20 protein-coding genes and 1 tRNA gene are annotated in these 23,528 nt (G+C 66.3%); 16 read left to right on the top strand and 5 right to left on the bottom strand.

Annotation, left to right across the window (positions count from 1 at the left end; all coding sequences use genetic code 11):
• Nucleotides 1-238: 238 nt before the first annotated feature.
• The gene (locus FG99_RS04290; RefSeq protein WP_043267523.1) at nt 239-1,159 is read left to right on the top strand and encodes a LysR family transcriptional regulator; all 921 of its coding nucleotides are present in this window, start codon (nt 239-241) and stop codon (nt 1,157-1,159) included.
• A gap of 314 nt (nt 1,160-1,473) precedes the next feature.
• Here FG99_RS04290 and FG99_RS04285 read toward each other — a convergent pair whose 3' ends face one another.
• Nucleotides 1,474-2,535: an ABC transporter substrate-binding protein gene (locus FG99_RS04285; RefSeq protein ID WP_043267521.1), complete on the bottom strand. Its 1,062-nt coding sequence runs from the start codon at nt 2,533-2,535 to the stop codon at nt 1,474-1,476.
• A 241-nt stretch (nt 2,536-2,776) separates the two neighbouring features.
• Here FG99_RS04285 and FG99_RS04280 point away from each other — a divergent pair, with 241 nt between their 5' ends.
• From FG99_RS04280 to FG99_RS04225, 12 genes are all read left to right on the top strand, one after another.
• A complete protein-coding gene (locus tag FG99_RS04280; RefSeq protein WP_043267520.1) occupies nt 2,777-4,381 on the top strand; it encodes an ABC transporter permease in 1,605 nt (534 codons plus the stop codon).
• Nucleotides 4,378-5,205: an ABC transporter ATP-binding protein gene (locus tag FG99_RS04275; RefSeq protein ID WP_043267518.1), complete on the top strand. Its 828-nt coding sequence runs from the start codon at nt 4,378-4,380 to the stop codon at nt 5,203-5,205. The genes FG99_RS04280 and FG99_RS04275 overlap by 4 nt, the downstream gene beginning before the upstream one ends.
• Nucleotides 5,206-5,336: 131 nt before the next feature.
• On the top strand, nt 5,337-6,947 hold the full coding sequence (locus FG99_RS04270) for an arylsulfatase (protein WP_043267516.1): 1,611 nt from the start codon (nt 5,337-5,339) through the stop codon (nt 6,945-6,947).
• Between the two features lie 140 nt (nt 6,948-7,087).
• On the top strand, nt 7,088-7,372 hold the full coding sequence (gene ihfB / locus FG99_RS04265; protein WP_009621012.1) for an integration host factor subunit beta: 285 nt from the start codon (nt 7,088-7,090) through the stop codon (nt 7,370-7,372).
• Nucleotides 7,373-7,400: 28 nt separating this feature from the next.
• The gene (locus FG99_RS04260) at nt 7,401-7,703 is read left to right on the top strand and encodes a LapA family protein (RefSeq protein WP_043267514.1); all 303 of its coding nucleotides are present in this window, start codon (nt 7,401-7,403) and stop codon (nt 7,701-7,703) included.
• 25 nt (nt 7,704-7,728) lie between these two features.
• Nucleotides 7,729-8,865, top strand: coding sequence for a tetratricopeptide repeat protein (locus FG99_RS04255; protein ID WP_232245002.1), 1,137 nt, complete (start codon nt 7,729-7,731; stop codon nt 8,863-8,865).
• Nucleotides 8,866-8,922: 57 nt separating this feature from the next.
• A complete protein-coding gene (locus tag FG99_RS04250; RefSeq protein WP_043267510.1) occupies nt 8,923-9,882 on the top strand; it encodes a UDP-glucose 4-epimerase family protein in 960 nt (319 codons plus the stop codon).
• On the top strand, nt 9,879-10,901 hold the full coding sequence (locus FG99_RS04245; RefSeq protein WP_043267508.1) for an MraY family glycosyltransferase: 1,023 nt from the start codon (nt 9,879-9,881) through the stop codon (nt 10,899-10,901). The genes FG99_RS04250 and FG99_RS04245 overlap by 4 nt, the downstream gene beginning before the upstream one ends.
• A 61-nt stretch (nt 10,902-10,962) precedes the next feature.
• A complete protein-coding gene (locus FG99_RS04240; RefSeq protein ID WP_043267506.1) occupies nt 10,963-12,957 on the top strand; it encodes a polysaccharide biosynthesis protein in 1,995 nt (664 codons plus the stop codon).
• A 189-nt stretch (nt 12,958-13,146) separates the two neighbouring features.
• Nucleotides 13,147-13,470 (top strand): ComEA family DNA-binding protein, encoded by a 324-nt coding sequence (locus FG99_RS04235; protein ID WP_009621023.1) that lies wholly within the window; start codon nt 13,147-13,149, stop codon nt 13,468-13,470.
• 299 nt (nt 13,471-13,769) lie between these two features.
• Nucleotides 13,770-14,078 (top strand): type II toxin-antitoxin system HigB family toxin, encoded by a 309-nt coding sequence (locus tag FG99_RS04230; protein ID WP_043267952.1) that lies wholly within the window; start codon nt 13,770-13,772, stop codon nt 14,076-14,078.
• Nucleotides 14,068-14,427, top strand: a complete 360-nt coding sequence (locus FG99_RS04225) for a helix-turn-helix domain-containing protein (RefSeq protein ID WP_043267504.1) — start codon at nt 14,068-14,070, stop codon at nt 14,425-14,427. The genes FG99_RS04230 and FG99_RS04225 overlap by 11 nt, the downstream gene beginning before the upstream one ends.
• Nucleotides 14,428-14,572: 145 nt before the next feature.
• Here FG99_RS04225 and FG99_RS04220 read toward each other — a convergent pair.
• Nucleotides 14,573-14,648, bottom strand: a tRNA-Asn gene (locus tag FG99_RS04220).
• Between the two features lie 69 nt (nt 14,649-14,717).
• Nucleotides 14,718-15,914: an amino acid aminotransferase gene (locus FG99_RS04215; protein WP_009621029.1), complete on the bottom strand. Its 1,197-nt coding sequence runs from the start codon at nt 15,912-15,914 to the stop codon at nt 14,718-14,720.
• 184 nt (nt 15,915-16,098) lie between these two features.
• Between FG99_RS04215 and uvrB the strand changes: the two genes are divergently transcribed.
• The gene (uvrB, locus tag FG99_RS04210; protein WP_009621030.1) at nt 16,099-18,114 is read left to right on the top strand and encodes an excinuclease ABC subunit UvrB; all 2,016 of its coding nucleotides are present in this window, start codon (nt 16,099-16,101) and stop codon (nt 18,112-18,114) included.
• Between the two features lie 15 nt (nt 18,115-18,129).
• Here uvrB and FG99_RS04205 read toward each other — a convergent pair whose 3' ends face one another.
• Both FG99_RS04205 and FG99_RS04200 read right to left on the bottom strand, forming a co-directional pair.
• Nucleotides 18,130-19,629 (bottom strand): MDR family MFS transporter, encoded by a 1,500-nt coding sequence (locus FG99_RS04205; protein WP_141766110.1) that lies wholly within the window; start codon nt 19,627-19,629, stop codon nt 18,130-18,132.
• Between the two features lie 49 nt (nt 19,630-19,678).
• Nucleotides 19,679-20,713 carry an HlyD family secretion protein gene (locus tag FG99_RS04200; protein WP_043267500.1) on the bottom strand — a complete coding sequence of 345 codons (1,035 nt, stop codon included), beginning with the start codon at nt 20,711-20,713 and terminating at the stop codon, nt 19,679-19,681.
• A 108-nt stretch (nt 20,714-20,821) separates the two neighbouring features.
• Here FG99_RS04200 and FG99_RS04195 point away from each other — a divergent pair, with 108 nt between their 5' ends.
• Together FG99_RS04195 and gltX are read left to right on the top strand one after the other, a co-directional pair.
• Complete coding sequence (locus tag FG99_RS04195) at nt 20,822-21,742, top strand: LysR family transcriptional regulator (RefSeq protein WP_043267498.1); 921 nt, start codon at nt 20,822-20,824, stop codon at nt 21,740-21,742.
• A gap of 49 nt (nt 21,743-21,791) precedes the next feature.
• The gene (gltX, locus tag FG99_RS04190; protein WP_043267496.1) at nt 21,792-23,276 is read left to right on the top strand and encodes a glutamate--tRNA ligase; all 1,485 of its coding nucleotides are present in this window, start codon (nt 21,792-21,794) and stop codon (nt 23,274-23,276) included.
• The last annotated feature ends 252 nt before the right edge of the window (nt 23,277-23,528 follow it).

Here is a 23,528-nt window from a genome sequence, read left to right as displayed (position 1 = left end):
GCGACGCCGGGGCTCAGCGGCTACAGCCGCGAGAGGAAAGCATTCGTGCCGGCAACAGGCGTGGGGCGAAAGGGTGCAAGGCCATTGGGGGCTCCTGGTCGAGGGGCATATTCTTATTTCTTAAAAGAATAAATTTAAGTTTTATTCTTCGTTGACGGAATAAGAGCTTGCATTTAAAACCAGCGCATCCCCAACGGCAAATGCCTTTGTCCAATATTTTCAATGCCGGTAAAGCATCATGGATCTGCGCCAACTGCGTTACTTCATCGCCCTCACCGAACACCGCAGTTTCGTCCGCGCGGCCGATGCCATGGGCATCACCCAGCCGGCCTTCAGCCGCAGCATCCAGGGCCTGGAGCAGGAGCTGGGCTGCCAGCTGGTGGACCGCGGCAGCAAGGAGCTGCGCCCCACGCCGGAAGGCCAGGTGGTGCTGCAGCACGCGCTGCGCCTGGTGCAGGGGGCGGCCAACCTGACCCAGGAAATCACCCAGTTGAACAAGCTGGATGCCGGCGAGCTGCACTTCGGCTGCGGGCCGGCGCCGGCGCAGAAACTGGTGCCCGACGCGGTGGCGCGGCTGATCCGGCGCCACCCGCGGCTGCAGATCGATTTCCAGGTGGACAACTGGGAGCGCCTGTCGCGCAGCCTGCTGCGCGACGAGATCGAGTTCTTCATCGCCGACATCCGCCACTTCGAGGCCGACCCCGGCTTCCAGACGCGGCCGCTGAGCCCGCGCCGGGGCTTCTTCTTCTGCCGCAGCGGGCACCCGTTGCTGGCCAAGGAGAGCCTGTCCACCAACGACCTGTTCGCCTACCCGCTGGCCTCGGCGCGGATGCCGCCGGGCATCCGCAAGCTGCTGGCCAACCTGAGCGGCAAGAGCGACCTGCAGGCGAACATCCAGTGCGAGCACCTGGGCTCGCTGGTGCGCATCGTCAGCCAGACCGACGCCATCGGCGTGGGCAGCGAGGATGGTTTGCGCCATGCGCTGGCCAATGGCGAGGTGGCGCGCCTGCATCTGCGTAACCTGCCGCACAACATCGACAGCCTGCAGGCGCGCTGTGGGATCGTCAGCCGTACCGGCTACCGCCTTTCGGCGGCGGCGCGGGCGTTGATCGAGATGTTGGTGGAGTTGGACGAGGAGGAGCGGAGTGCGGTGGCGTGAAGGTTTGCGGGGAGGGGGCGGCGGATAACCGCGAACGGTTATACGCCCTACGGTGGGCTTGGCGTAGGGCGAATGACGCTCCGCGTTATCCGCCGTTTGGCCTTGGCGCCCGGCGGCTCCGGGGTTGGCCTGGGCGTGGGCTGGGGGCTTGGGTGAGGCGGCGGATAACCGCGAACGGTTATACGCCCTACGGTGGGCTTGGCGTAGGGCGAATAACGCTCCGCGTTATCCGCCGTTTGGCCTTGGTTCCAGGCGGCGCCGGGGTTGACCTGGGCGTTATCCGCGATTGAGCTCGCAGGCTGCTACGGGCTCAATCACTGCACCTGCGCCACCGGCTGCGCCGCAGCCAGCTTGGCGGCGGCCGCCAGGTAGTCCGGCTTGGCCCAGTCGGCGGCCTTGAAGTCGCGGCGGATCAGGCCGTACTGCCTGGCCGCCTGGATCGAGGCATCGAGCTGGCCGAGGAAGCCGGCGTCCAGTTGCGGCGACAGGGCCTCGGCCAACGGGCGGTCCTTGTATTCGGTCTGCAGGATGATCGGCGGGTAGCCGGCCTGGTTCGACACCAGGTCGATGAAGGCCGCGTGGTTGGCTTCGGCGCCGGCCCAGGCCAGGGCCTGCAGTTCCACCTTGAGCAGGCGCCGGGTGATTTCCGGGTGGGCGTCGACGAAGGCGCCGTTGCCTACCAGCACAGCTTGCAGGGTGCCGGCGCCGCCGAGGTCGCGGGTGCTCAGGGGGATTTCCGCCAGGCCCTTCTCGCGCAGGGCGAAGAGGCCGGCCAGGCCCCAGGTGGCGTCGATCTGCTTGGCCGCCAGCGCCGCCAGGGCGGCGTTGAAGTCCAGGCTGATGACTTTCAGGTCCTTCTCGCTCAGGCCCACGCTGGCCAGGGCGTTGTCGAACGACAGTTGGCTGGCGGTGCCGCGGAAGATGCCCACGCGCTTGCCCTTGAGGTCGGTCAGGGTCTTGATCCCCGAGCCCGGCTGCACGCCCAGGTAGTGATTGACGCCGCGCCCGGTGGCGGCCAGCAGGCGGGTGTCCAGGCCGCTGGCCTTGCCGATGATGGCCGCCAGGTCGCCGAGGTAGGCGAAGTCCACCTGGCCGTTGGCGAAGGCCTCGTTGATCACCGGGCCGGCGCCCTTGAAGTAGGTCCACTTGATCTGGATGCCGTCGTTGGCGAACTCCTTCTCCAGCAGCTTGCGGGTGTAGAGCACGTCGACGAGGCCGCCGCCGGAATGGTTCTGCCCGGCGCCCACGTCGGGCACGGCGATGCGGATTTCCTTCGGCGCTTCGGCGGCGCTGGTGAACGGAGCATAAGCGCCGAGCAGCCCGGCGAGCACCGGGGCGGCGAAGAGCGACAGCAACGGGTGGGTGAGGGCCTTCATGGCGCCTGCCTCCTGCGGGGGAATGGGAAAGGCACTAAGGCAGGTCATGGCTGATTAATAAAATAATAAAAATTTATTTTTTAATAATTTATAGAGATAAGTCAGCCCGCATCCGTGCTGCCGGGCGAATGCATGCAAGGCATAAAAAATATTCGTCGAATGCATTGGCTGCGCTGGGGAGGCTTCCCTTAAATGGGAACTCTTAGCTCATAAATGCATTGATAGATTTTTTCATATTCCAATGAAGAATATTTCTAAGGCACTCGCCTTGCCTGTGTACCCCACCGCAAGCGCCGCCGCCTCGCAGCGGCTGGCGCTGATCGCCCCGCGCTTGCTGCCCTGGCTGTTGCCAGTGGCCTTGTTCGTTCTCTGGTGGCTGGCCGCCGCCCAGCACTGGATGTCCGCGCAGATACTGCCGGCGCCGTCGCTGGTCTGGCAGAGCGCCCGCGAGCTGTTCGCCGGCGAACTCTGGCAGCAGCTGTGGATCAGCCTGCAGCGGCTGTGCTGGGGCCTGCTCGCCGGCATCGCCAGCGGCGCGGCCCTGGGCGCCTGGCTGGGCTTCAGCCGCAGCGCCGAGCGCTTCGTGCTGCCGACCTTCCTGGCCCTGGCGCAGGTCCCCACGCTGGCCTGGATCCCGCTGTTCATGCTGTTCTTCGGCATCGGCGAACTGCTCAAGCTGGTGGTGCTGGTCAAGGCGGTGATAGTCCCGGTGGCGCTGCATACCCTGGTCGGCGTGCGCGACGCCCAGCCCAAGCTGCGCGAGGCCGCCGCCGTGTTGCGCCTGCCGCCGCCGCTGCTGGTGCGCCGGCTGCTGCTGCCGGCGGCGCTGCCGGCGTTCCTCACCGGCGTGCGCCTGGCCCTGGCCCAGGGCTGGACCTCGCTGCTGGCGGTGGAACTGCTGGCCTCCAGCGAGGGCATCGGCTACCTGATGGTGCAGAGCCGCCAACTGTTCATGCTCGACGTGGTGTTCGTCTGCATCCTCGTTGTCGGCTTGGTAGGCGCGGCCATGGACCAGGGCATCCAGGCTTTGGAGCGGCGCCTGGTGCACTGGCCGCAGCAGGCCGCCGGCGAGTTCCGCCGCGGCACCCGTGGCCAGGGTTGGCAGCGCCTGCAGCCGTGGCTGTTGCCGCTGGCGCTGGTCGGCCTGTGGCAGGCGGCGAGCGTCGGCCAGTGGGTCGATCCGGCTATCCTCGTCAGCCCCGCCGCGGTGGTCGAGGCCACCTGGCGCGGCCTGCTCGACGGCAGCCTGCCGACAGCCCTGCTGGCCAGCCTGCAACGTTCCCTGCTAGGGCTGCTGCTGGGCGGCGGCGCCGGCTTCCTGCTGGGCCTGGCCCTGGGGCTGTGGCGCCCGGCGGAGCGCCTGCTCGGCCCGTCGTTCTCGGCCCTGCGCCAGGTGGCGATCTTCGCCTGGGTGCCGCTGCTCACCGCCTGGTTCGGCCTGGGCGAGGCGGCCAAGGTGGTGTTCGTCGCCCTGGCCAGTTTCTTCCCGCTGCTGCTGGCCACCCAGCGCGGCATCGCCAGCCTGCCGGCGCAACTGGGCGAGGCCGCCCGCGTGCTGCGCCTGTCGCCCTGGCAGCGCCTGCGCCGCCTGGTCCTGCCGGGCGCGGCGCCGTCGATCTTCGCCGGCCTGCGCCTGGGCCTGATCTACGCCTGGCTGGGCACCATCGGCGCCGAGTACTTCATGCCCTCGGACGGCGGCATCGGCAGCCTGATGATCGGCGCCCAGCAGCTGTTCCGCATGGACCTGGTCAGCGCCGGGATGCTCCTGGTCGGCCTCACCGGCGCCCTGCTCGGCGCCCTCGGACAACGCATCGAAGCGCGCGCCACGCGCTGGAGACACGCATGAACGCTTTCACTTCCGCGCCGCTGGTGAGTTTCCGCCAGGTCGGCAAGAGCTTCCCGGTGGACGGCCGGCAACTGGAGGCCATCCAGCGCTTCGACCTGGACATCGCCACGGGCGAGTTCATCGCCATCGTCGGCGCCAGCGGCTGCGGCAAGTCCACCCTGCTGCGCCTGCTGGTGGGCCTGGACCGCGAGTACCGCGGCGAGATCCGCATCGGCGACAAGGCCATCGACGGCATCGGCGGCGAGCGTGGCATCGTGTTCCAGGAACACCGCCTGTTCCCCTGGCTGACGGTGGAGCAGAACGTCGCCCTGGGCCTGGTCAACGAGCCGCTGAGCGAGGAGGGCAGGGCGCGCAAGGTCGCCGACTACCTCGAACTGGTCGGCCTGTCCGCGTTCAACCGCGCCTACCCGCACCAGCTCTCCGGCGGCATGGCCCAGCGCGTGGCCATCGCCCGCGGCCTGGTGGCCAGCCCGCGCATCCTGCTGCTGGACGAACCCTTCGGCGCCCTCGACGCGCTGACCCGCCAGCAGTTGCAGGAAGAACTGCTGCGCATCCGCGAGCGCGAGCGCATCACCACCCTGCTGGTGACCCACGACGTGGAGGAGGCGCTGTTCCTGGCCGACCGCGTGGTGGTGATGGCGCCGCGCCCGGGGCGCATCAAGCGCATCGTCGAGGTGCCCCTGGCGCACCCGCGCGAGCGCGGTGGCTTCGACTTCCTGCGCCTGCGCGAGGAACTGCTGCACGAGCTGACCGGCGATGGCGACTACCTCGCGCCGCAGCCCAGGCGGGTGGAGAACCTGCCGTTCGAGTTCATCGCCTGCTGAGGCGCCTCTTCTTTTTTTCGTAGGAGCGAGGGGGACGCTTAGTTCTTGCTCGCGAACAAACGCAGTGCCATGCGGTTCGCGAGCAAGCTCGCTTCTACAGGAAACTTCCCAAACACCGACCGAGTTTCGATATGAGCAAACGCCCCAACTTCCTGGTGATAGTCGCCGACGACCTCGGCTTCTCCGACATCGGCGCCTTCGGCGGCGAGATCGCCACGCCCAACCTCGACGCCCTGGCCCATGCCGGCCTGCGCCTGACCGACTTCCACACCGCGCCGACCTGCTCGCCGACGCGCTCGATGCTGCTCACCGGCACCGACCATCACATCGCCGGCATCGGCACCATGGCCGAGGCGCTGACCCCGGAGCTGGAAGGCAAGCCCGGCTACGAGGGCTACCTCAACGACCGCGTGGTGGCGCTGCCCGAACTGCTGCGCGAGGCCGGCTACCAGACGCTGATGGCCGGCAAGTGGCACCTGGGCCTGAAGGCCGAGCAGGCGCCCCACGCGCGCGGCTTCGAGCGTTCCTTCTCGCTGCTGCCCGGCGCCGCCAACCACTACGGCTACGAGCCGCCCTACGACGAAAGTACGCCGCGCATCCTCAAGGGCACGCCGGCGCTCTACATCGAGGACGACCGGTTCGTCGAGCAACTGCCCGAGGGCTTCTATTCCTCCGATGCCTTCGGCGACAAGCTGCTGCAGTACCTCAAGGAACGCGACCAGGCGCGGCCGTTCTTCGCCTACCTGCCATTCTCCGCGCCGCACTGGCCGCTGCAGGCTCCCAAGGAGGTGGTGGACAAATACCGCGGCCGCTACGACGCCGGCCCCGAGGCATTGCGTCAGGAGCGCCTGGCGCGGCTCAAGGCGCTGGGCCTGGTGGCGCAGGACGTCGAGGCGCACCCGGTGCTCGCCATCAGCCGCGAGTGGGAGGCCCTGAGCGACGAGGAGCGGGCCAAGTCGGCGCGGGCCATGGAGGTCTACGCGGCGATGGTCGAGCGCATGGACTGGAACATCGGCCGGGTGGTCGACTACCTGCGCCGGCAGGGCGAGCTGGACAACACCTTCGTCCTGTTCATGTCCGACAACGGCGCCGAGGGCGCGCTGCTGGAGGCCTTCCCGAAGTTCGGCCCGGACCTGCTGGGCTTCCTCGACCAGCACTACGACAACAGCCTGGAGAACATCGGCCGCGCCAACTCCTACGTCTGGTACGGCCCGCGCTGGGCCCAGGCGGCCACCGCGCCGTCGCGGCTGTTCAAGGCCTTCACCACCGAGGGCGGCATCCGCGTGCCGGCCTTCGTGCGCTATCCGCAGCTGGCGCGCCAGGGCGTGATCAGCGAGCAGTTCGCCACCGTCATGGACATCACCCCGACCCTTCTCGACCTGGCCGGCGTGCGCCACCCGGGCAAGCGCTGGCGCGGCCGCGAGGTCGCCGAGCCGCGCGGCAAGTCCTGGCTGGGCTGGCTCTCCGGCGAGACCGAACGCGCCCACGACGAGAAGACCGTGACCGGCTGGGAACTGTTCGGCATGCGCGCCATCCGCCAGGGCGACTGGAAGGCGGTGTACATCCCCGCGCCGGTGGGGCCGGCCAGTTGGCAGCTGTACGACCTGGGCAAGGATCCGGGCGAGATCCACGACCTGGCCGAGGCCCAGCCGGGCAAGCTGGCGGAGTTGATCGAGCACTGGAAGCAGTACGTCAGCGAGACCGGCGTGGTGGAGGGGGCTTCGCCGTTCCTGGTGAAGTGATGCGCTGAGCGACGAAAAAGCCCCGGGCAGCGATGCCCGGGGCTTTTGTTTTTTGCACCTCCTTTAGGCTGTTCAAAGCTTGAGCTGCGTGCTAAAAGAACCTAGAGCTGATCTAGCCGCTTGAAAAAGAAGGGAAAACCATGACCAAGTCGGAGTTGATCGAGAGAATCGTCACCCATCAGGGGCAGCTTTCCGCAAAGGATGTGGAGCTGGCGATCAAGACGATGCTTGAGCAGATGTCCCAGGCTCTGGCTACCGGCGATCGCATCGAGATCCGTGGGTTCGGCAGTTTCTCTCTGCATTACCGCGCACCGCGCGTCGGCCGGAATCCGAAGACCGGCGAATCGGTGCGTCTGGATGGTAAATTCGTTCCGCACTTCAAGCCGGGCAAGGAATTGCGCGATCGGGTGAACGAGCCCGTGTAGCCGGCTAGAGAACGATCGAGGATTTTTCATGCTTCGGCTCAAACGCTTTCTGGCCTTCCTGGCTGCCATCCTGCTCTGCGCAGTAGTGGTCGTCTTCGTCCTGGAGAACCTGCAGAAGGTTCAACTGGCCTTCCTGGGCTGGCAGACGCCGGAGTGGCCGCTGGTGGTCTTCATTACCCTGTCCTTCGTCCTGGGTGGTGTCATCGGCCTGCTGCTGAGCATTCCGTTCCGGGCGCGCACGCGCCTGCATCTCTCGGGGCTGCGTTCCGAAGTGTCGCGCTTCCGCAAGGAAAACCAGGCCCTGCGCGACCAGTCGCTGAAGACCCAGTGATACCGGGATGTCCAGCGTTGTAGCAATGCTGCTGTTCGTTTTGGCCCTGGCCGTCGGTTGGTGGCTGGGGCGTCGCTCGTTGCGCCCGGGCTCTTGGCCGGCTTCGGCTGATGAGGCGTTGCGCGAGCGGGTGCGCAACATGCACAACTTGCTCGACCGGCATTCCGACGACGCGCTGGAGCGCCTTTCCCAGGGGCTTTCGCTGAACGAGGAAACACTCGAAAGCCACGTTCATGTCGGCAATCTGTTCCGTCGCCGTGGGGATATCGAGAAGGCCATCCAGATCCACCAGGAGTTGCTGGAGAAGGCCTCCGCCAACCCCGAGCTGTCCGCGCAGATCAGTCTCGAACTCGCCCGTGATTACATCGCCGGAGGCTTGCTTGGCAGTGCCGAGCAACTGTTGGACGAGCTGATGCAGCGAGATGGCCAGGCCATCTCGCTGGAGGCGCTGGACGAGTTGCGTCGCATCGCCGAGCGCGAGAAGGATTGGGCGCGTGCCGTGGAACTCGCTGCGCGTCTGGTGGGTCGGCGCCCTCAACTGAAGACGGTGCTGGCCAACTATTATTGCGAGCAGGCCCAGGAACGCATTCGCGCGGGCGACCGCGACGGTGCCCGTGAGCTTCTCAAGGAAGCCCGGCGGGTCGACCCCCAGTGCGTGCGCGCCTTGCTGATGCGCCTGGATTGCGAGCTGTGGCAGCGCAACTTCCAGGCTGCCGACGCTTCCATCACCGAGCTCTGCGCGGCCGATGCCGGCTTTCTCGGCGAGCTGCTGCCCATACTGCGGCGCCGCGAGTGTTGTGCCGAGCCGGAAATCCTCGCCTGCCTGCGCCGTCTTGCCGAGGTGCCGGATGCATCGCCGGCGCTGCTGGCGATCCTGGCCCAGCTCGATGCGGACGGGCAGGGCTGGCGAGGCCGCTTGCTGGCCAAGGTCCAGCAGCAACCTTCCTGGCGAGGCTTGCTGGACATGCTCGGCACCCTGGGCGGCGGAAGGGCGGACCAGGAACTGTTCACCCACATGCAGCCGATCATCCTCGGCCTGTATCGATCGATGCCGCACTATCGCTGCGGCAATTGCGGTTTCGCCGGGCGTGAACTGCACTGGCAATGTCCGGGCTGCCACGGGTGGAATACGCTCAGGCCGATCGCTGCTCCCCAGCAGTGATGCCGATGCCCGGAATCATGGATGGTGCCCTGGCGCCCTGAATCTCTAGGAGTGGTGTTGAAAGTACTTCTGACCGGTGCCACCGGTTTTGTCGGGCGGGGCATTCTCGAAACCTTTGCCGCGATACCGGGACTGCGCCTGGCGGTGGCGGTGCGTTCCCGTCTGCCTGGCGAATTTCCCGGCGTGGAGGTCCATTCCATCGATGGCTTGAACGCAACCCAGGACTGGACCTCTGCACTGGCTGGCGTGGACGTCGTGGTCCATGCCGCGGCCCGGGTGCATGTCATGCGCGAAACCGCGGGCGATCCCCTGGCCGAGTTCCGTGCGGTCAACGTCGAGGGCACCCTCAACCTGGCGCGCCAGGCCGCAGCCGCAGGGGTGCGGCGTTTCATCTTCATCAGTTCGATCAAGGTCAACGGCGAGTCGACGCCGCCCGGCCGGCCATTCCGCGCCGAGGATGCGCCGGCGCCGGCCGATCCCTACGGCCAGTCGAAGCTGGAGGCGGAAAGGGCGTTGTCGCGCCTGGCCGAAGAGTGCGCGATGGAGTGGGTGGTCATCCGCCCTCCGCTCATCTACGGCCCGGGCGTGGGGGCCAACTTCGCCAGCCTGATGCGCGTGGTGCAGCGGCAGTTGCCCCTGCCGTTCGCTCGGGTGCGCAACCGGCGGAGCCTGGTGGCCAGGGACAACCTCGTCGACCTGCTGCGCGTCTGCCTGGAGCACGAGCGTGCCGCCAACCAGGTCTTCCTGGTCAGCGATGATCACGATCTTTCCAGCGCCGAGCTGTGCCGTCGCCTGGCCGTGGCGCTCGGCGTACGCCCGCGACTGCTGCCGGTGCCGGTGGCCCTGCTGCAGGGGCTGGCCGTGCTATTCGGGCGAGGGGCCCAGGCGCAGCGCGTGCTGGGTTCGTTGCAGGTCGATATCGGCAAGACCCGCGAGCTGCTGGGCTGGCAGCCGCCGGTGAGCATCGACCAGGCGCTCGCGACGACGGCGCGCTGGTACCGGGAGACCTGCGCATGACCTTCCTGCTGCTGTTTCTTGCACTGATGCTGGCCTGGGCCGGTACCGCCGGGGTTCGCCACTACGCTCTGGCGCGCAGCGTGATGGACGTGCCCAACGAGCGCAGCTCCCACAGTGTGCCGACGCCGAGGGGCGGCGGGGTGGCGATAGTCCTGAGCTTCCTGCTGGCGCTGCTGCTGTCCTGGGAGATGGGCCTGACCGATACGCGCGCCATGCTTGCTCTGCTGCTGTCGGGGGGCTGGATAGCCCTGGTGGGATTCATCGACGACCACCGCCACGTACCGGCGCGCTGGCGCCTGCTCGGTCATTTCCTCGGCGCGGCCTTCCTGCTCTACATGCTGGGGGGGCTGCCGGCCCTGTCGTTCGCCGGCGCTCGTTGGGACCTGGGGCTATTCGGCTCGCTGCTGGCGTTGTTCTACCTGGTGTGGCTGCTGAACCTCTACAACTTCATGGACGGCATCGACGGCATCGCCAGCCTGGAGGCGATTACCGTCTGCGGCGGCGCGGCGCTCTGCTGCTGGTTGGCGGGGGCGGGGTCGGCCGCCTGGCTGCCGCTGTTGCTCGCCGCGGCCACCGCGGGGTTCCTGGCCTGGAACTACCCGCCCGCGCGGATATTCATGGGCGATGCCGGCAGCGGCTTCCTCGGCATCATGCTGGGCGGGCTCTCGCTGCAGGCGGCCTGGCAGGCGCCGCAGCTGTTCTGGTCGTGGCTGATCCTGCTGGGCGCCTTCGTGGTCGATGCCACCTGGACCCTGGCGCGGCGCTTGCTGCGCGGCGAGCGGGTTCACGAAGCACACCGCAGCCATGCCTATCAGCGGGCTTCGCGGCGTCTTGGCCAGCATCGCGCCATCAGTTTGTCGGTGGCTGCGATCAATCTGATATGGCTGTCGCCGATCGCCGTTTTCGTGGCGCTGGGCCGAATCGACGGCGTCGCCGGTCTGTTTCTTGCCTATGCTCCATTGGTGCTGGTCGTGGCATTGCTGGGCGCCGGTGGGCCTGAAAACGGCAAGTCGAAGTGAACTCCATGGGAAATGGTGGTCAATGTAACGGGAGACTGCGCTCCCGGACTGGGAAGGATGAATGGATATGTTGCGAGAGCGCCTGCTGAGGTTGCCCCGACGTTACAAGCGAATGCTGCAGGTCGTCACGGACGTGTTCCTGGTCTGGCTGGCCCTGTGGCTTTCTTTCGTGGTGCGCCTGGGCACGGATGACCTGACCTATCCCTTCCGTGTGCATGCCTGGCTGTTCATCGCCGCGCCCTTGATCGCGATACCGCTGTTCATCCGCTTCGGCATGTACCGGGCGGTCATGCGCTACCTGGGCAATGATGCGCTGATCGCCATCTGGAAGGCGGTGACCATTTCGGCCCTGGTGCTGTCGCTGGTGGTCTACTGGAACCGCTCGGTCGTCGAGGCGGTGCCGCGTTCCCTGGTGCTCAACTATTGGTGGCTGAGCCTGCTGATGGTCGGCGGGCTGCGCCTGGCCATGCGCCAGTACTTCATGGGCGACTGGTACAGCGCGATCCAGGTCGTGCCCTTCCTCAAGCAGGATGATGGCCTGATCAAGGTTGCGGTGTACGGCGCCGGCACCGCGGGTAACCAACTGGTCGCCGCGCTGCGCATGGGGCGGGTGATGCGGCCGGTGGCCTTCATCGACGACGACGACGAGATCGCCAACCGGGTGATCGCCGGCCTGCGGGTGTTCAAGCCCAAGCATATCCAGCAGATGATCGAGGAGACCGGGGCCCAGGAAATCCTCCTGGCGATTCCTTCCGCCTCGCGGGCGCGCCGTCGCGAAATCCTCGGTCTGCTCGAACCCTATCCGCTGCACGTGCGCAGCGTGCCCGGCATCATCGACCTGGCCAACGGCCGGGTGAAGGTGGACGACATTCAGGAAGTGGACATCGCCGACCTGCTGGGGCGCGACCCGGTGGCGCCGCGCAAGGAGCTGCTGGAGCACTGCATCCGCGGCCAGGCGGTGATGGTCACCGGGGCGGGCGGCTCCATCGGTTCGGAACTGTGCCGCCAGATCCTGCCTTGCGGGCCCACGGTGATGGTGCTGTTCGAACACTGCGAGTTCAATCTCTACCGCATCCACCAGGAACTGGAGCAGCGTGTCCGGCGGCAATCCCTGCCGGTGCAGCTCGTGCCCATCCTGGGCTCGGTACGCAGCGCCGAGCGGCTGCTGGAGGTGCTGGGTAGCTGGAAGATCAACACCGTCTACCACGCGGCCGCCTACAAGCATGTGCCCATCGTCGAGCACAATATTTCCGAAGGGGTGCTGAACAACGTCCTGGGGACGCTGTATGCGGCCCAGGCCTCGATCCAGGCCGGCGTGCAGAACTTCGTGCTGATCTCCACCGACAAGGCCGTGCGACCGACCAACGTCATGGGCGGGACCAAGCGCCTGGCCGAGATGATCCTCCAGGCGCTCAGTCTGGAGCCGGCTCCGGTGCTCTTCGGCGACAAGACCGGGGTCCACCATGTGAACAAGACCCGCTTCACCATGGTGCGTTTCGGCAACGTGCTGGGCTCGTCCGGCTCGGTCATCCCGCTGTTCCGCGAGCAGATCAAGCGTGGCGGCCCGGTGACCGTCACCCATCCGGCGATCACCCGCTACTTCATGACCATTCCCGAGGCCGCGCAGCTGGTGATCCAGGCGGGCTCCATGGGGCGCGGCGGCGACGTCTTCGTGCTCGACATGGGCCAGCCGGTGAAAATCCTCGAGCTGGCCCAGCGGATGATCCACCTTTCCGGGCTCAGCGTGCGCTCGGAGAGTTCGCCCCACGGCGACATCGCCATCGAGTTCAGTGGCTTGCGTCCCGGCGAGAAGCTCTACGAGGAGCTGCTGATCGGCGACGAGGTAGGCGCCACCGAGCACCCGATGATCATGAAGGCGAACGAGGAAATGCTGCCCTGGGAGGCGTTCAAGACGGTGTTGGTCTCGCTGCTGAAGGCGGTGGAGCGGGGCGACTACGCCCAGGTGCGCATGCTGCTGCGCGAGACGGTCAACGGCTACTGCCCGGATGGCGATATCGTCGACCTGGTCCACCAGCAGCGCCGGATGGAGCCCTGACAGATCAAGGTCGGTGCTCGGTCGGACGCTGCCTTGTTGCAGGAGGGGCTCTTCGTCCAATCGGCGAGGAAGCCCCTGATTCATTCAAAGTGTGATTTTCCCTTCTTCCCCTTGCCCCGCTCCTGTCGCTAAAGGTGAATGGCGAGCCCGTTCTGGCTCGCCATACCCAGTGACTAAAAGGAGTTATTCATGCATAAGGCATTCGCGCTACTGCTGGTCGTGCTTTCCTCCCTTTCCCTGTCGGGCATGGCTGCCGCCGCTCCCGCGCCGGAGAAGCTGACGCCGGCGACGGTCACCGTGCACGACGAGCAGGAAGGGCTGGTCAGCCTCAACACGGCGGACGCAGAGACGCTGCAAAAGCGGCTCAAGGGGATCGGCAAGGCCAAGGCCGAAGCAATAGTGGCCTATCGGCAGGCCAATGGCCCCTTCACCAGCCTGGATCAGTTGCTGGAAGTGAAGGGCATCGGCAAGGCGATCCTGGAAAGCAACCGGGAGGCGATCAGTCTCGACTGAGGCACTCCGCGATGGAAAGGCCGGTCCGGGTGACCGGCCTTTTTTCGTTGCGCAGGCGGGATGACGCTTGACCCTGGCCAGCAGTGGGCATGGGGCGATCACCCTGCAGGGACAGGCCGAGGGTGTCTGGCGCTGGAGGCGTCCAGGCGACGAACCAGTGCTGTTCTCAGGGCAAGCAGAGAGCCTGCACCGGCGGGCTCGGGGTTGATGTCTGCGGGAGAGATGGGACGGGAGAGGCCGCTCTTGGCAGATGGCCGGCTCTCGATCTAGAATCTCCCGATATGGGAGAAGTGAGGCAGATGCGAGTTATTGCAAAGAGCACGCTGGTGAAGTTCTGGGGGATTCCTGGCCAGGAAGATACCAAGGCCCCTTTGGAGAGTTGGTACGACGCGGCGATCAATGCTGAATGGAAGACTCCGCAGGGCGTGAAGAATCAATTCGGCAGCGCGAGCATCTGCGGCAACAACCGCGTGGTGTTCAACATCGGCGGCAACAAGTATCGCCTGGTTGTGGAGATGCAGTACCGCTGCGGCATCGCCTGGGTGAAGTTCATCGGCACTCATGCCCGGTACGACCAGATAGACGTGGAGACGATGAATGAATATTAGGCCCATCCGAAACGACGAGGACCTGCGCGCGGCTTTCCAGCGCCTGGAATCCATCTTCCAGGCGGAAGAGGGCACGGATGAGGCCGACGAAATGGAAGTGCTCGTGACGCTGATCGAGGCGTATGAGAACAAGCACTACCCGATAGGCCCGGCCGATCCCGTCGAGGCCATCAAGTTCAGCATGGAGCAACGAGGGTTGACCCCGCGCGACCTGGAACCCTTCATCGGCAGCAGCGGCCGTGTCTCGGAGGTGCTGAATCGCAAGCGTGGCCTCAGCCTGGCGATGATCAAGCGCCTGCATGATGGCTTGAATATCCCCTATGAGAGCCTGCTGGCCGGGGCTGCCTAGGTTGGCTCCGGCGTTCTGCCATGGCTCGTTGAGGGTAGGCGTGCTGGGCCTGGGACGCTATTGAAGGGGGTTGGGCTCCTCGACGGTCCGGGGAGGCCCCCCACAAAGAAAAAGCCCCCGGCATGTGCCGAGGGCTTTTGAATTTTGGCTCCGCGACCTGGACTCGAACCAGGGACCCAATGATTAACAGTCATTTGCTCTACCGACTGAGCTATCGCGGAACAACGGGGCGTATCTTACTGATTAAAAAGGGGAAGTCAACATTCTGCCGATGACTTCCCCGATTTTTTTCAGAGCACCTGGACGATGGCGCGGGTGACGGTTTCCAGGTTGCCGTTGTTCAGCGCGGCGACGCAGATGCGGCCGGTGCCGACGGCGTAGATGCCGAACTCGTTCTTCAGGCGCTCCACCTGCTCGGCGGTCAGGCCGGAGTAGGAGAACATGCCGCGCTGCTGGGCGACGAAGCCGAAGTCGCGCTTGGCGCCCAGGGCGGCCAGTTGCTCGACCATGGCGACGCGCATGTTGCGGATGCGGCTGCGCATTTCGCCCAGTTCCTCTTCCCACAGGGCGCGCAGTTCCGGGCTGTTGAGCACGGTGGAGACGACGCTGGCGCCGTGGGTCGGTGGGTTGGAGTAGTTGGTGCGGATCACGCGCTTGACCTGGGACAGGACGCGGGCGGATTCCTCGCGGCTGTTGGTGACCACCGACAGCGCGCCGACGCGCTCGCCGTACAGCGAGAACGACTTGGAGAAGGAGCTGGAAACGAAGAAGTTCAGGCCGGACTGGGCGAACAGGCGCACCGCGGCGGCGTCTTCGTCGATGCCGTCGCCGAAGCCCTGGTAGGCGATGTCGAGGAAGGGCACGTGGCCCTTGGCCTTGAGCACGTCCAGCACCTGTTTCCAGTCGTCCAGGCTCAGGTCGACGCCGGTCGGGTTGTGGCAGCAGGCGTGCAGGACCACGATGGACTGCGAAGGCAGGGCATTGAGGTCTTCCAGCAGGCCGGCGCGGTTCACGCCGTGGCTGGCGGCGTCGTAGTAGCGGTAGTTCTGCACCGGGAAGCCGGCGGCCTCGAACAGCGCGCGGTGGTTTTCCCAGCTCGGATCGCTGATGGCCACGGTGGCGTTGGGCAGCAGGCGCTTGAGGAAGTCGGCGCCGGTCTTCAGCGCGCCGGTGCCGCCTACGGCCTGGGTGGTGACCACGCGGCCTTCGGCCAGCAGCTCGGAGTCGGCGCCGAACAGCAGCTTCTGCACGCCCTGGTCATAGGCGGCGATGCCTTCGATCGGCAGGTAGCCGCGCGGAGCGTGTGCTTCGATGCGGGCTTTCTCCGCGGCCTGTACCGCGCGCAGCAACGGGAGGCGACCCTCTTCGTTGTAGTACACGCCAACGCCCAGGTTGATCTTGCCCGGGCGGGTATCGGCGTTGAAAGCTTCGTTCAGGCCCAGGATGGGGTCGCGGGGGGCCATTTCGACAGCGGAGAACAGACTCATTTTGGCAGCAGCTCTAAGGCGGGAGTGAAGATGCAATTGCAACCCCCCGCGCACGGCGCTGGGGGATGCGTCGACGGGCCGGTATTATATAGGCCTCTATGGCAGGCGGCGAGTTGATCGCGCATGCTTTCGCCTGGTTTGACGCCGCAGCCGTGCCCGCGTCACACCCCACAGCGAGGTTCCCATGTCGACATTCCAACTGGATTCGCGCTTCAAGCCGGCGGGCGACCAGCCCGAGGCGATCCGACAGATGGTCGAAGGCCTGGAAGCGGGCCTTTCGCACCAGACGCTGCTGGGGGTGACCGGCTCCGGCAAGACCTTCAGCATCGCCAACGTCATCGCCCAGGTGCAGCGCCCGACCATGGTCCTGGCGCCGAACAAGACCCTGGCCGCGCAGCTCTACGGCGAATTCAAGACCTTCTTCCCGCACAACGCGGTGGAATACTTCGTCTCCTACTACGACTACTACCAGCCCGAAGCCTACGTGCCGTCCTCCGATACCTATATCGAGAAGGACTCGTCGATCAACGACCACATCGAGCAGATGCGCCTGTCGGCGACCAAGGCCCTGCTCGAGCGCGAGGACGCCATCATCGTCTGCACCGTGTCGTCGATCTACGGCCTGGGCGACCCGGCGTCCTACCTGAAGATGGTCCTGCACCTGGACCGCGGCGACCGCATGGACCAGCGCGAGCTGCTGCGCCGCCTGACCAGCCTGCAGTACACCCGCAACGACATGGACTTCGCCCGCGCCAGCTTCCGCGTGCGCGGCGACGTGATCGACATCTTCCCGGCGGAATCCGAGCTGGAGGCCATCCGTGTCGAACTGTTCGACGACGAGGTGGAGAGCATCTCCGCCTTCGACCCGCTGACCGGCGAGGTGATCCGCAAGCTGCCGCGCTTCACCTTCTACCCCAAGAGTCACTACGTGACGCCGCGGGAAACCCTGATGCAGGCGGTGGAGCAGATCAAGGAAGAGCTCAAGGTGCGCCTGGACTACCTGCGCACCAACAACAAGCTGGTGGAGGCCCAGCGCCTGGAGCAGCGCACCCGCTTCGACCTGGAGATGATCCTCGAACTGGGCTACTGCAACGGCATCGAGAACTACTCGCGCTACCTCTCCGGGCGCGGCCCCGGCGAGCCGCCGCCGACCCTCTACGACTACCTGCCGGCCAACTCGCTGCTGGTGATCGACGAATCCCACGTCAGCGTTCCCCAGGTCGGCGCCATGTACAAGGGCGACCGTTCGCGCAAGGAAACCCTGGTGGAATACGGCTTCCGCCTGCCCTCGGCGCTGGACAACCGGCCGCTGCGCTTCGAGGAGTGGGAGGCGATCAGCCCGCAGACCATCTTCGTCTCCGCCACCCCCGGCCCCTATGAAGAGCAGCATGCCGGGCGGGTGATCGAGCAGGTGGTGCGGCCCACCGGCCTGGTCGACCCGCAGATCGAAGTGCGCCCGGCCTCCACCCAGGTGGACGACCTGCTCTCGGAAATCCGCCTGCGCGTGGCCAGCGAGGAGCGCGTGCTGGTCACCACCCTGACCAAGCGCATGGCCGAGGACCTCACCGACTACCTGGGCGACCACGACGTGCGCGTGCGCTACCTGCACTCGGACATCGACACCGTCGAGCGCATGGAGATCATCCGCGACCTGCGCACCGGCGCCTTCGACGTGCTGGTGGGCATCAACCTGCTGCGCGAGGGCCTGGACATGCCCGAGGTGTCGCTGGTGGCCATCCTCGACGCCGACAAGGAAGGCTTCCTGCGTTCCGAGCGCTCGCTGATCCAGACCATCGGCCGCGCCGCGCGCAACCTCAACGGCAAGGCGATCCTCTACGCCGACAACGTCACCGGCTCGATGCAGCGCGCCATGGACGAGACCGAGCGGCGGCGCAACAAGCAGATCGCCTTCAACGAGCAGCACGGCATCGTGCCCAAGGGTGTGAAGAAGGACATCAAGGACATCCTCGAAGGCGCCAGCGTGCCGGGCGCCAAGGGCAAGCGTCGCGGCGTGGCCAAGGTGGCGGAGGAGAGCGGGCGCTACGAGGGCGAACTGCGCTCGCCGAACGAGATCGGCAAGCGCATCCGCCAGCTCGAAGAGAAGATGTACCAGCTGGCCCGGGACCTGGAGTTCGAAGCCGCCGCCGCGGTGCGCGACGAAATCCACAAGCTGCGCGAGCGCCTGGTGGAGGTCGGCTGACCTCCACCGCGGGGCTCAGTGCGCGCCGGCGCCAGCCTGGGCGCCGAGGCCCGCGGGCAGGGGGCGCGTTAGCAAGGCGGCCAGCATGCTCACGGCAAGGACGATGCCGATGGCGTGGAAGGCGTCGTTGTAGGCCATGATCGCTGCCTGCTGGTGGACGATCACGCTCACTTCGCCCAGCGCCGCCTGCTGGCTGCCCAGTTGCGCGGCCAGTTGCGCCAGGCGCTCTTCCACTGCGCCATTCATCGGTACCACCGCTTCGCGCAGGTAGTCGTAGTAGACCTTGGCGCGGCTATCCAGCAGCGTCGCCAGCAGGGCGATGCCAATGGCGCCGCCGAGGTTGCGCAGGATGTTGAACAGGCTGGAGGCGGAGCCGGCGTCCTGCGGCTGCAGGTAGGCGGTGGCGATCAGCGAGATGGTCACCATCACCATCGGCTGGCCGAGGGCGCGCAGCAGCTGGATCTGGTTGAACTGCGGGCCGGCGAAGTCCGGGTTGAGCACCCCGGAGCTGAAGCTGGCCAGACCGAACAGGCCGAAGCCCAGAGCGCACAGCAGGCGCGGCTCGATGATCTTCATCAGCTTGGGGATCAGCGGGATGAGGAACAGCTGCGGCACGCCCATCCACATGATCACCTCGCCGATCTGCATGGCGTTGTAGCCCTGGATCTGCGCCAGGTACAGCGGCAGCACGTAGATCGAGCCGTACAGCCCCATGCCCAGGCCGATGCTGGAGATGCTCGCCAGGCCGAAATTGCGGTTGCGCAGGATGCCCAGGTTGATCAGCGGGTTCGGCCGCGAGGTCTGCAGGAGGACGAAGAGGATCAGGCTGACCAGGGCGATGCTGCCCAGGGCGACGATCAGGTTCGACTCCAGCCAATCCTTGCGGTGGCCTTCCTCGAGGAACACCTGCAGGCAGCCCAGGCCGATGGCCATGGTGACGATGCCAGCGTAGTCGGTGCTCTTGAGCAGTTCCCAGTGCGGCGCCTTCTTCTCCAGACCGTAGAGCAGCCCGGCGATCATCAGCAGCCCCGGCGGGATGTTGATGTAGAAGATGTATTCCCAGCCGAAGTTCTCGGTCAGCCAGCCGCCCAGGGTGGGGCCGATGGACGGCGCGAAGGTGGCGGTGATGGCGAACAGCGCCATGCCCTTGGGCCGGTGGTGCTCCGGCAGCTTGAGCAGGCTCAGGGTGAAGGCCAGGGGGATGAGCGCGCCGCCGGTGAAACCCTGCATGGCGCGGAACACGATCATGCTCTCCAGGTTCCAGGCGAAGGAGCACAGCAGCGAGGAGAACAGGAAACCGATCGACACCATCACCGCCAGGCGCCGCGCCGACAGCAGCTGCACCAGCCAGGCGGTGAGCGGGATCATGATGATCTCGGCCACCAGATAGGAGGTGGAGATCCACGAGCCTTCCTCCAGGGTCGCGGCCAGCGCGCCCTGGATGTCTTTCAACGAGGAGTTGGTGATCTGGATGTCCAGCACCGCCATGAAGGCGCCGAGCATCGCCGAGAGCACGGCGATCCAGTCGCGCCGGGTGGGCTCCCCGGCGGGGCGGACGAGGACGTCAGCGCTCACCGAGCTGCACCTCGGCCTCGACCGACATGCCCGGGCGGATCAGGCCCTTGAGTGGGTTGTCGGCGGCGAAGGTGATCTTCACCGGGATGCGTTGCACCACCTTGGTGAAGTTGCCGGTGGCGTTGTCCGGCGGCAGCAGGCTGAACTGGGCGCCGGAGGCGGCGAAGAGGCTGTCCACGCAGCCTTCGATGGGGGTGTCGGGGAAGCTGTCGAGGACCAGCCGGGCCTTCTGCCCCGGGCGCATGTGGCCGACCTGGGTCTCCTTGAAGTTGGCCTGCACCCAGATGCCGTCGTCGGGCACCAGCGCCAGCAACTGGCTGCCGACCTGCACGTACTGGCCCACCCGCGCGCTGCGCTGGCCGACCAGGCCGGCGACGGGCGCGCGCAGTTCGGTGCGCGCCAGGTTGATCTCGGCCTGGGCGATTTCCGCGCGAGAGGCGTCGATCTGCGCCTGCAGGCGCTTGATGTCGGCGTTCAGGGCATCGATCTGGATGCGCTGGGCCTGCAGGTCGGCCTGGGCCTTGGCCACCTGCGAGCGGGCCACGTGGGAGTCGGCGGTCAGGGTGGTGACGCGCTCCTCGGAAACGTAGCCGGGCTTGCGCAGGGTCTGGGCGCGGTTGAGGTCGATCTGGGTACGGCCGAAGGTGGCCTGGGTGGCGTTCAGGTCGGCCTCGCTGGCGGCGATCATGCTGCCCTGGCCCTTGAGCTTGCTGCGCGCCTGGGCCAACTCCGCCTCGTGGGTGGCGAGGGCGGCCTTGGCGCGGTCCAGGGCCAGGCGGAAGTCGGCATCCTCCAGCTTGACCAGCAACTGGCCTTTTTCCACGTGCTGGTTGTCGGTGACCAGCACCTGGTCGATGCGCGCGCCCAACTGGCTGGCGATGCGGGTGATCTCGCCCTGGACGTAGGCGTTGTCGGTGGTTTCCTGGAAGCGGCCGATGAAGTACCAGCGGCCCAGGAACGCCAGGGCGACCAGGCAGAAAATGACGAAGAAGATGCTCAGGCGGCGTTTCAATTGTGCGGGCATGATAAACGAGCGTTTGTTTGGCAGAATTTTTCCCGGCAATGTAACAGTGTTCCCGGCCGGGGCGCAGTCGCTACAATTCGGAAACTTTGTTGTTTATAAGGAACAATAATGGGGCTGGATGATGCGCTGATCTTCACCCGCGTCGTGGAATTCCACAGTTTCACCCAGGCCGCCCACAGCCTGGGCATGCAGAAGTCCACGGTCAGCCGGCGCATCGCGCTGCTGGAAGAGCGCCTGGGCGTGCGTCTGCTCAACCGCACCACGCGCAAGCTGCGCCTGACCGAGGTGGGGCAGGCCTACTACGACCGCTGCCGGCAGATCATGCTCGACTTCGCCGAGGCCGAGCAGGCGGTGATGCAGTTGCAGCAGGAGCCTTCGGGTCTGCTGCGGATCACCGCGCCCATCGAGTTCGGCCAGCTGTATCTGGCTGAAGTGCTCGGCGATTTCATGCGTCTTTATCCGCAGATCACCGCGGAAGTGGAGCTCAGCTCGCGCACCGTCGATCCGCTGGAGGAGGGTGTGGACATCGCCATCACCGTCGGCCAGCCGGAGGACTCGACGCTGATCGCCCGCCGCCTGCTGGTGACCAGCCGCTGCCTGTGCGCCAGCCCCGGCTACCTGCAGCAGCACGGGCGGCCGATGCACGTCGAGGACCTGGCGCGGCACCGCGCGGTGCTGCTGGCGCAGGACTCGCAACGCTACTGGCCGCTGCTGAACGAGAGCGTTCCCTGCCAGCGCGTGCTGTCCTGCAACAACATCTCCTTCGCCCGCGAGGCGGTGCTGGCCGGGGCGGGCATCGCCTCGCTGCCGGAGCTGATCGTCGATGTGGCGCTGGAAAGCGGCCGCCTGGAGCGCCTGTTGCCGGAGGTGCAACTGCCCATCGGCGAGCTCTATGCGGTCTATCCCTCGCGGCGCTTCCAGGCGATGAAGGTGAAGACCTTCCTCGACTACCTGATCCACCGCCTGCCCATCGACGAAGCCCATCGGCTGGAGCCGGGGGCGGCGCGCCTGATAACATCGCACCCATGAATGCGGGCCGCGGTCCGCATCTTTCATTCCGGTTTTCACGAGAGCTTTCATGACCACTGTCCGCACCCGCATCGCGCCGTCCCCCACCGGCGACCCGCACGTCGGCACCGCCTACATCGCGCTGTTCAACCTGTGCTTCGCCCGCCAGCACGGCGGCAAGTTCATCCTGCGCATCGAGGACACCGACCAGGTGCGGTCCACCCGCGAGTCGGAACAGCAGATCTTCGACGCCCTGCGCTGGCTGGGCATCGAATGGGACGAAGGCCCGGACGTCGGCGGCCCGCACGGCCCGTACCGGCAGAGCGAACGTGGCGCCATCTACAAGCAGTACAGCGACGAGCTGGTGGAGAAGGGCCATGCCTTCCCCTGCTTCTGCTCTGCCGAGCGCCTGGACGCCATCCGCGCCGAGCAGCAGGCGCGCAAGGAAACCCCGCGCTACGACGGCCACTGCATGCACCTGCCCAAAGAGGAGTCGCAGCGTCGCATCGCCGCCGGCGAATCCCACGTGGTGCGCATGAAGGTGCCGACCGAAGGCGTCTGCGTGGTCCCGGACATGCTTCGCGGCGACGTCGAGATTCCGTGGGACCGCATGGACATGCAGGTGCTGATGAAGGCCGACGGCCTGCCCACCTACTTCCTGGCCAACGTGGTCGACGACCACCTGATGGGCATCACCCACGTGCTGCGCGGCGAAGAATGGCTGCCCTCGGCGCCCAAGCTGATCAAGCTGTACGAGTACTTCGGCTGGGAGCAGCCGGTGCTGTGCTACATGCCGCTGCTGCGCAACCCGGACAAGAGCAAGCTGTCCAAGCGCAAGAACCCCACCTCCATCACCTTCTACGAGCGCATGGGCTTCCTGCCCCAGGCGCTGCTGAACTACCTGGGCCGCATGGGCTGGTCGATGCCCGACGAGCGCGAGAAGTTCAGCCTGGCGGAGATGATCGACAACTTCGACCTGTCCCGCGTCTCCCTCGGCGGGCCGATCTTCGACATGGAGAAGCTGTCCTGGCTGAACGGCCAGTGGATCCGCGAGCAATCCGTCGAGGAATTCGCCCGCGAAGTGCAGAAGTGGGCGCTCAACCCCGAGTACCTGATGAGGATCGCCCCCCACGTCCAGGGCCGGGTGGAGAACTTCAGCCAGATCGCCCCGCTGGCCGGCTTCTTCTTCAGCGGCGGCGTGCCGCTGGACGCCAAGCTGTTCGAGCACAAGAAGCTCGACGCCACCCAGGTGCGCCAGGTCCTGCAACTGGTGCTGTGGAAGCTCGAAGCGTTGCGCCAGTGGGAGAAGGAGCGTATCACCGCGACCATCCAGGCCGTCGCCGAACACCTGGGCCTGAAGCTGCGCGACGTCATGCCGCTGATGTTCCCTGCCATCACCGGCCACGCCAGCTCGGTGTCGGTGCTCGACGCCATGGAAATCCTCGGCGCCGACCTGTCGCGCTATCGCCTGCGCCAGGCCCTGGAACTGCTGGGTGGGGCGTCGAAGAAGGAAGCCAAGGAGTGGGAGAAGATCCGCGACGCCATCGCCGGCTGACGGATCCCGCCTGACAAAAGGCCGGCCGCCTCCGGGCGCCCGGCCTTTTTCATGTCCATAATCCCTGGGGCCGGGCCGCGGCTTAAGGGGCCGAAGGTGCGGCGCAGGGGAGGGGGAAGCTGGGCTCCTTTGCTAAGTGATTGTTCTTTGGGAGAAAAAATTTAAAAAAGTCGAAAATTCTTGTTGACAGGGTTACCTCCCGCCCCTAAGATGCGCCCCGTTCCAGCGACGAACTGAACGACAGGGCGAAGC

The organism is Pseudomonas sp. AAC (genome assembly GCF_000725445.1).
GTDB classification, from domain to species: Bacteria; Pseudomonadota; Gammaproteobacteria; order Pseudomonadales; family Pseudomonadaceae; genus Pseudomonas; species Pseudomonas citronellolis.
Note: the sequence above shows the minus strand (reverse complement) of the source record. Positions and strands in the feature narration are given on the sequence as shown.

What these genes read in the sequence shown, in the direction of transcription:
- uvrB (WP_009621030.1), top strand. Translation starts at nt 16,099, where the DNA reads ATGTCGACATTCCAACTGGATTCGCGCTTCAAGCCGGCGGGCGACCAG.
- FG99_RS04245 (WP_043267508.1), top strand. Translation starts at nt 9,879, where the DNA reads ATGACCTTCCTGCTGCTGTTTCTTGCACTGATGCTGGCCTGGGCCGGT.
- FG99_RS04280 (WP_043267520.1), top strand. Translation starts at nt 2,777, where the DNA reads ATGAAGAATATTTCTAAGGCACTCGCCTTGCCTGTGTACCCCACCGCA.
- FG99_RS04200 (WP_043267500.1), bottom strand. Translation starts at nt 20,713, where the DNA reads ATGCCCGCACAATTGAAACGCCGCCTGAGCATCTTCTTCGTCATTTTC.
- FG99_RS04255 (WP_232245002.1), top strand. Translation starts at nt 7,729, where the DNA reads ATGCTGCTGTTCGTTTTGGCCCTGGCCGTCGGTTGGTGGCTGGGGCGT.
- FG99_RS04230 (WP_043267952.1), top strand. Translation starts at nt 13,770, where the DNA reads ATGCGAGTTATTGCAAAGAGCACGCTGGTGAAGTTCTGGGGGATTCCT.
- FG99_RS04215 (WP_009621029.1), bottom strand. Translation starts at nt 15,914, where the DNA reads ATGAGTCTGTTCTCCGCTGTCGAAATGGCCCCCCGCGACCCCATCCTG.
- FG99_RS04240 (WP_043267506.1), top strand. Translation starts at nt 10,963, where the DNA reads ATGGATATGTTGCGAGAGCGCCTGCTGAGGTTGCCCCGACGTTACAAG.
- FG99_RS04290 (WP_043267523.1), top strand. Translation starts at nt 239, where the DNA reads ATGGATCTGCGCCAACTGCGTTACTTCATCGCCCTCACCGAACACCGC.
- FG99_RS04195 (WP_043267498.1), top strand. Translation starts at nt 20,822, where the DNA reads ATGGGGCTGGATGATGCGCTGATCTTCACCCGCGTCGTGGAATTCCAC.
- FG99_RS04285 (WP_043267521.1), bottom strand. Translation starts at nt 2,535, where the DNA reads ATGAAGGCCCTCACCCACCCGTTGCTGTCGCTCTTCGCCGCCCCGGTG.
- FG99_RS04235 (WP_009621023.1), top strand. Translation starts at nt 13,147, where the DNA reads ATGCATAAGGCATTCGCGCTACTGCTGGTCGTGCTTTCCTCCCTTTCC.
- FG99_RS04225 (WP_043267504.1), top strand. Translation starts at nt 14,068, where the DNA reads ATGAATATTAGGCCCATCCGAAACGACGAGGACCTGCGCGCGGCTTTC.
- FG99_RS04270 (WP_043267516.1), top strand. Translation starts at nt 5,337, where the DNA reads ATGAGCAAACGCCCCAACTTCCTGGTGATAGTCGCCGACGACCTCGGC.
- gltX (WP_043267496.1), top strand. Translation starts at nt 21,792, where the DNA reads ATGACCACTGTCCGCACCCGCATCGCGCCGTCCCCCACCGGCGACCCG.
- ihfB (WP_009621012.1), top strand. Translation starts at nt 7,088, where the DNA reads ATGACCAAGTCGGAGTTGATCGAGAGAATCGTCACCCATCAGGGGCAG.
- FG99_RS04275 (WP_043267518.1), top strand. Translation starts at nt 4,378, where the DNA reads ATGAACGCTTTCACTTCCGCGCCGCTGGTGAGTTTCCGCCAGGTCGGC.
- FG99_RS04260 (WP_043267514.1), top strand. Translation starts at nt 7,401, where the DNA reads ATGCTTCGGCTCAAACGCTTTCTGGCCTTCCTGGCTGCCATCCTGCTC.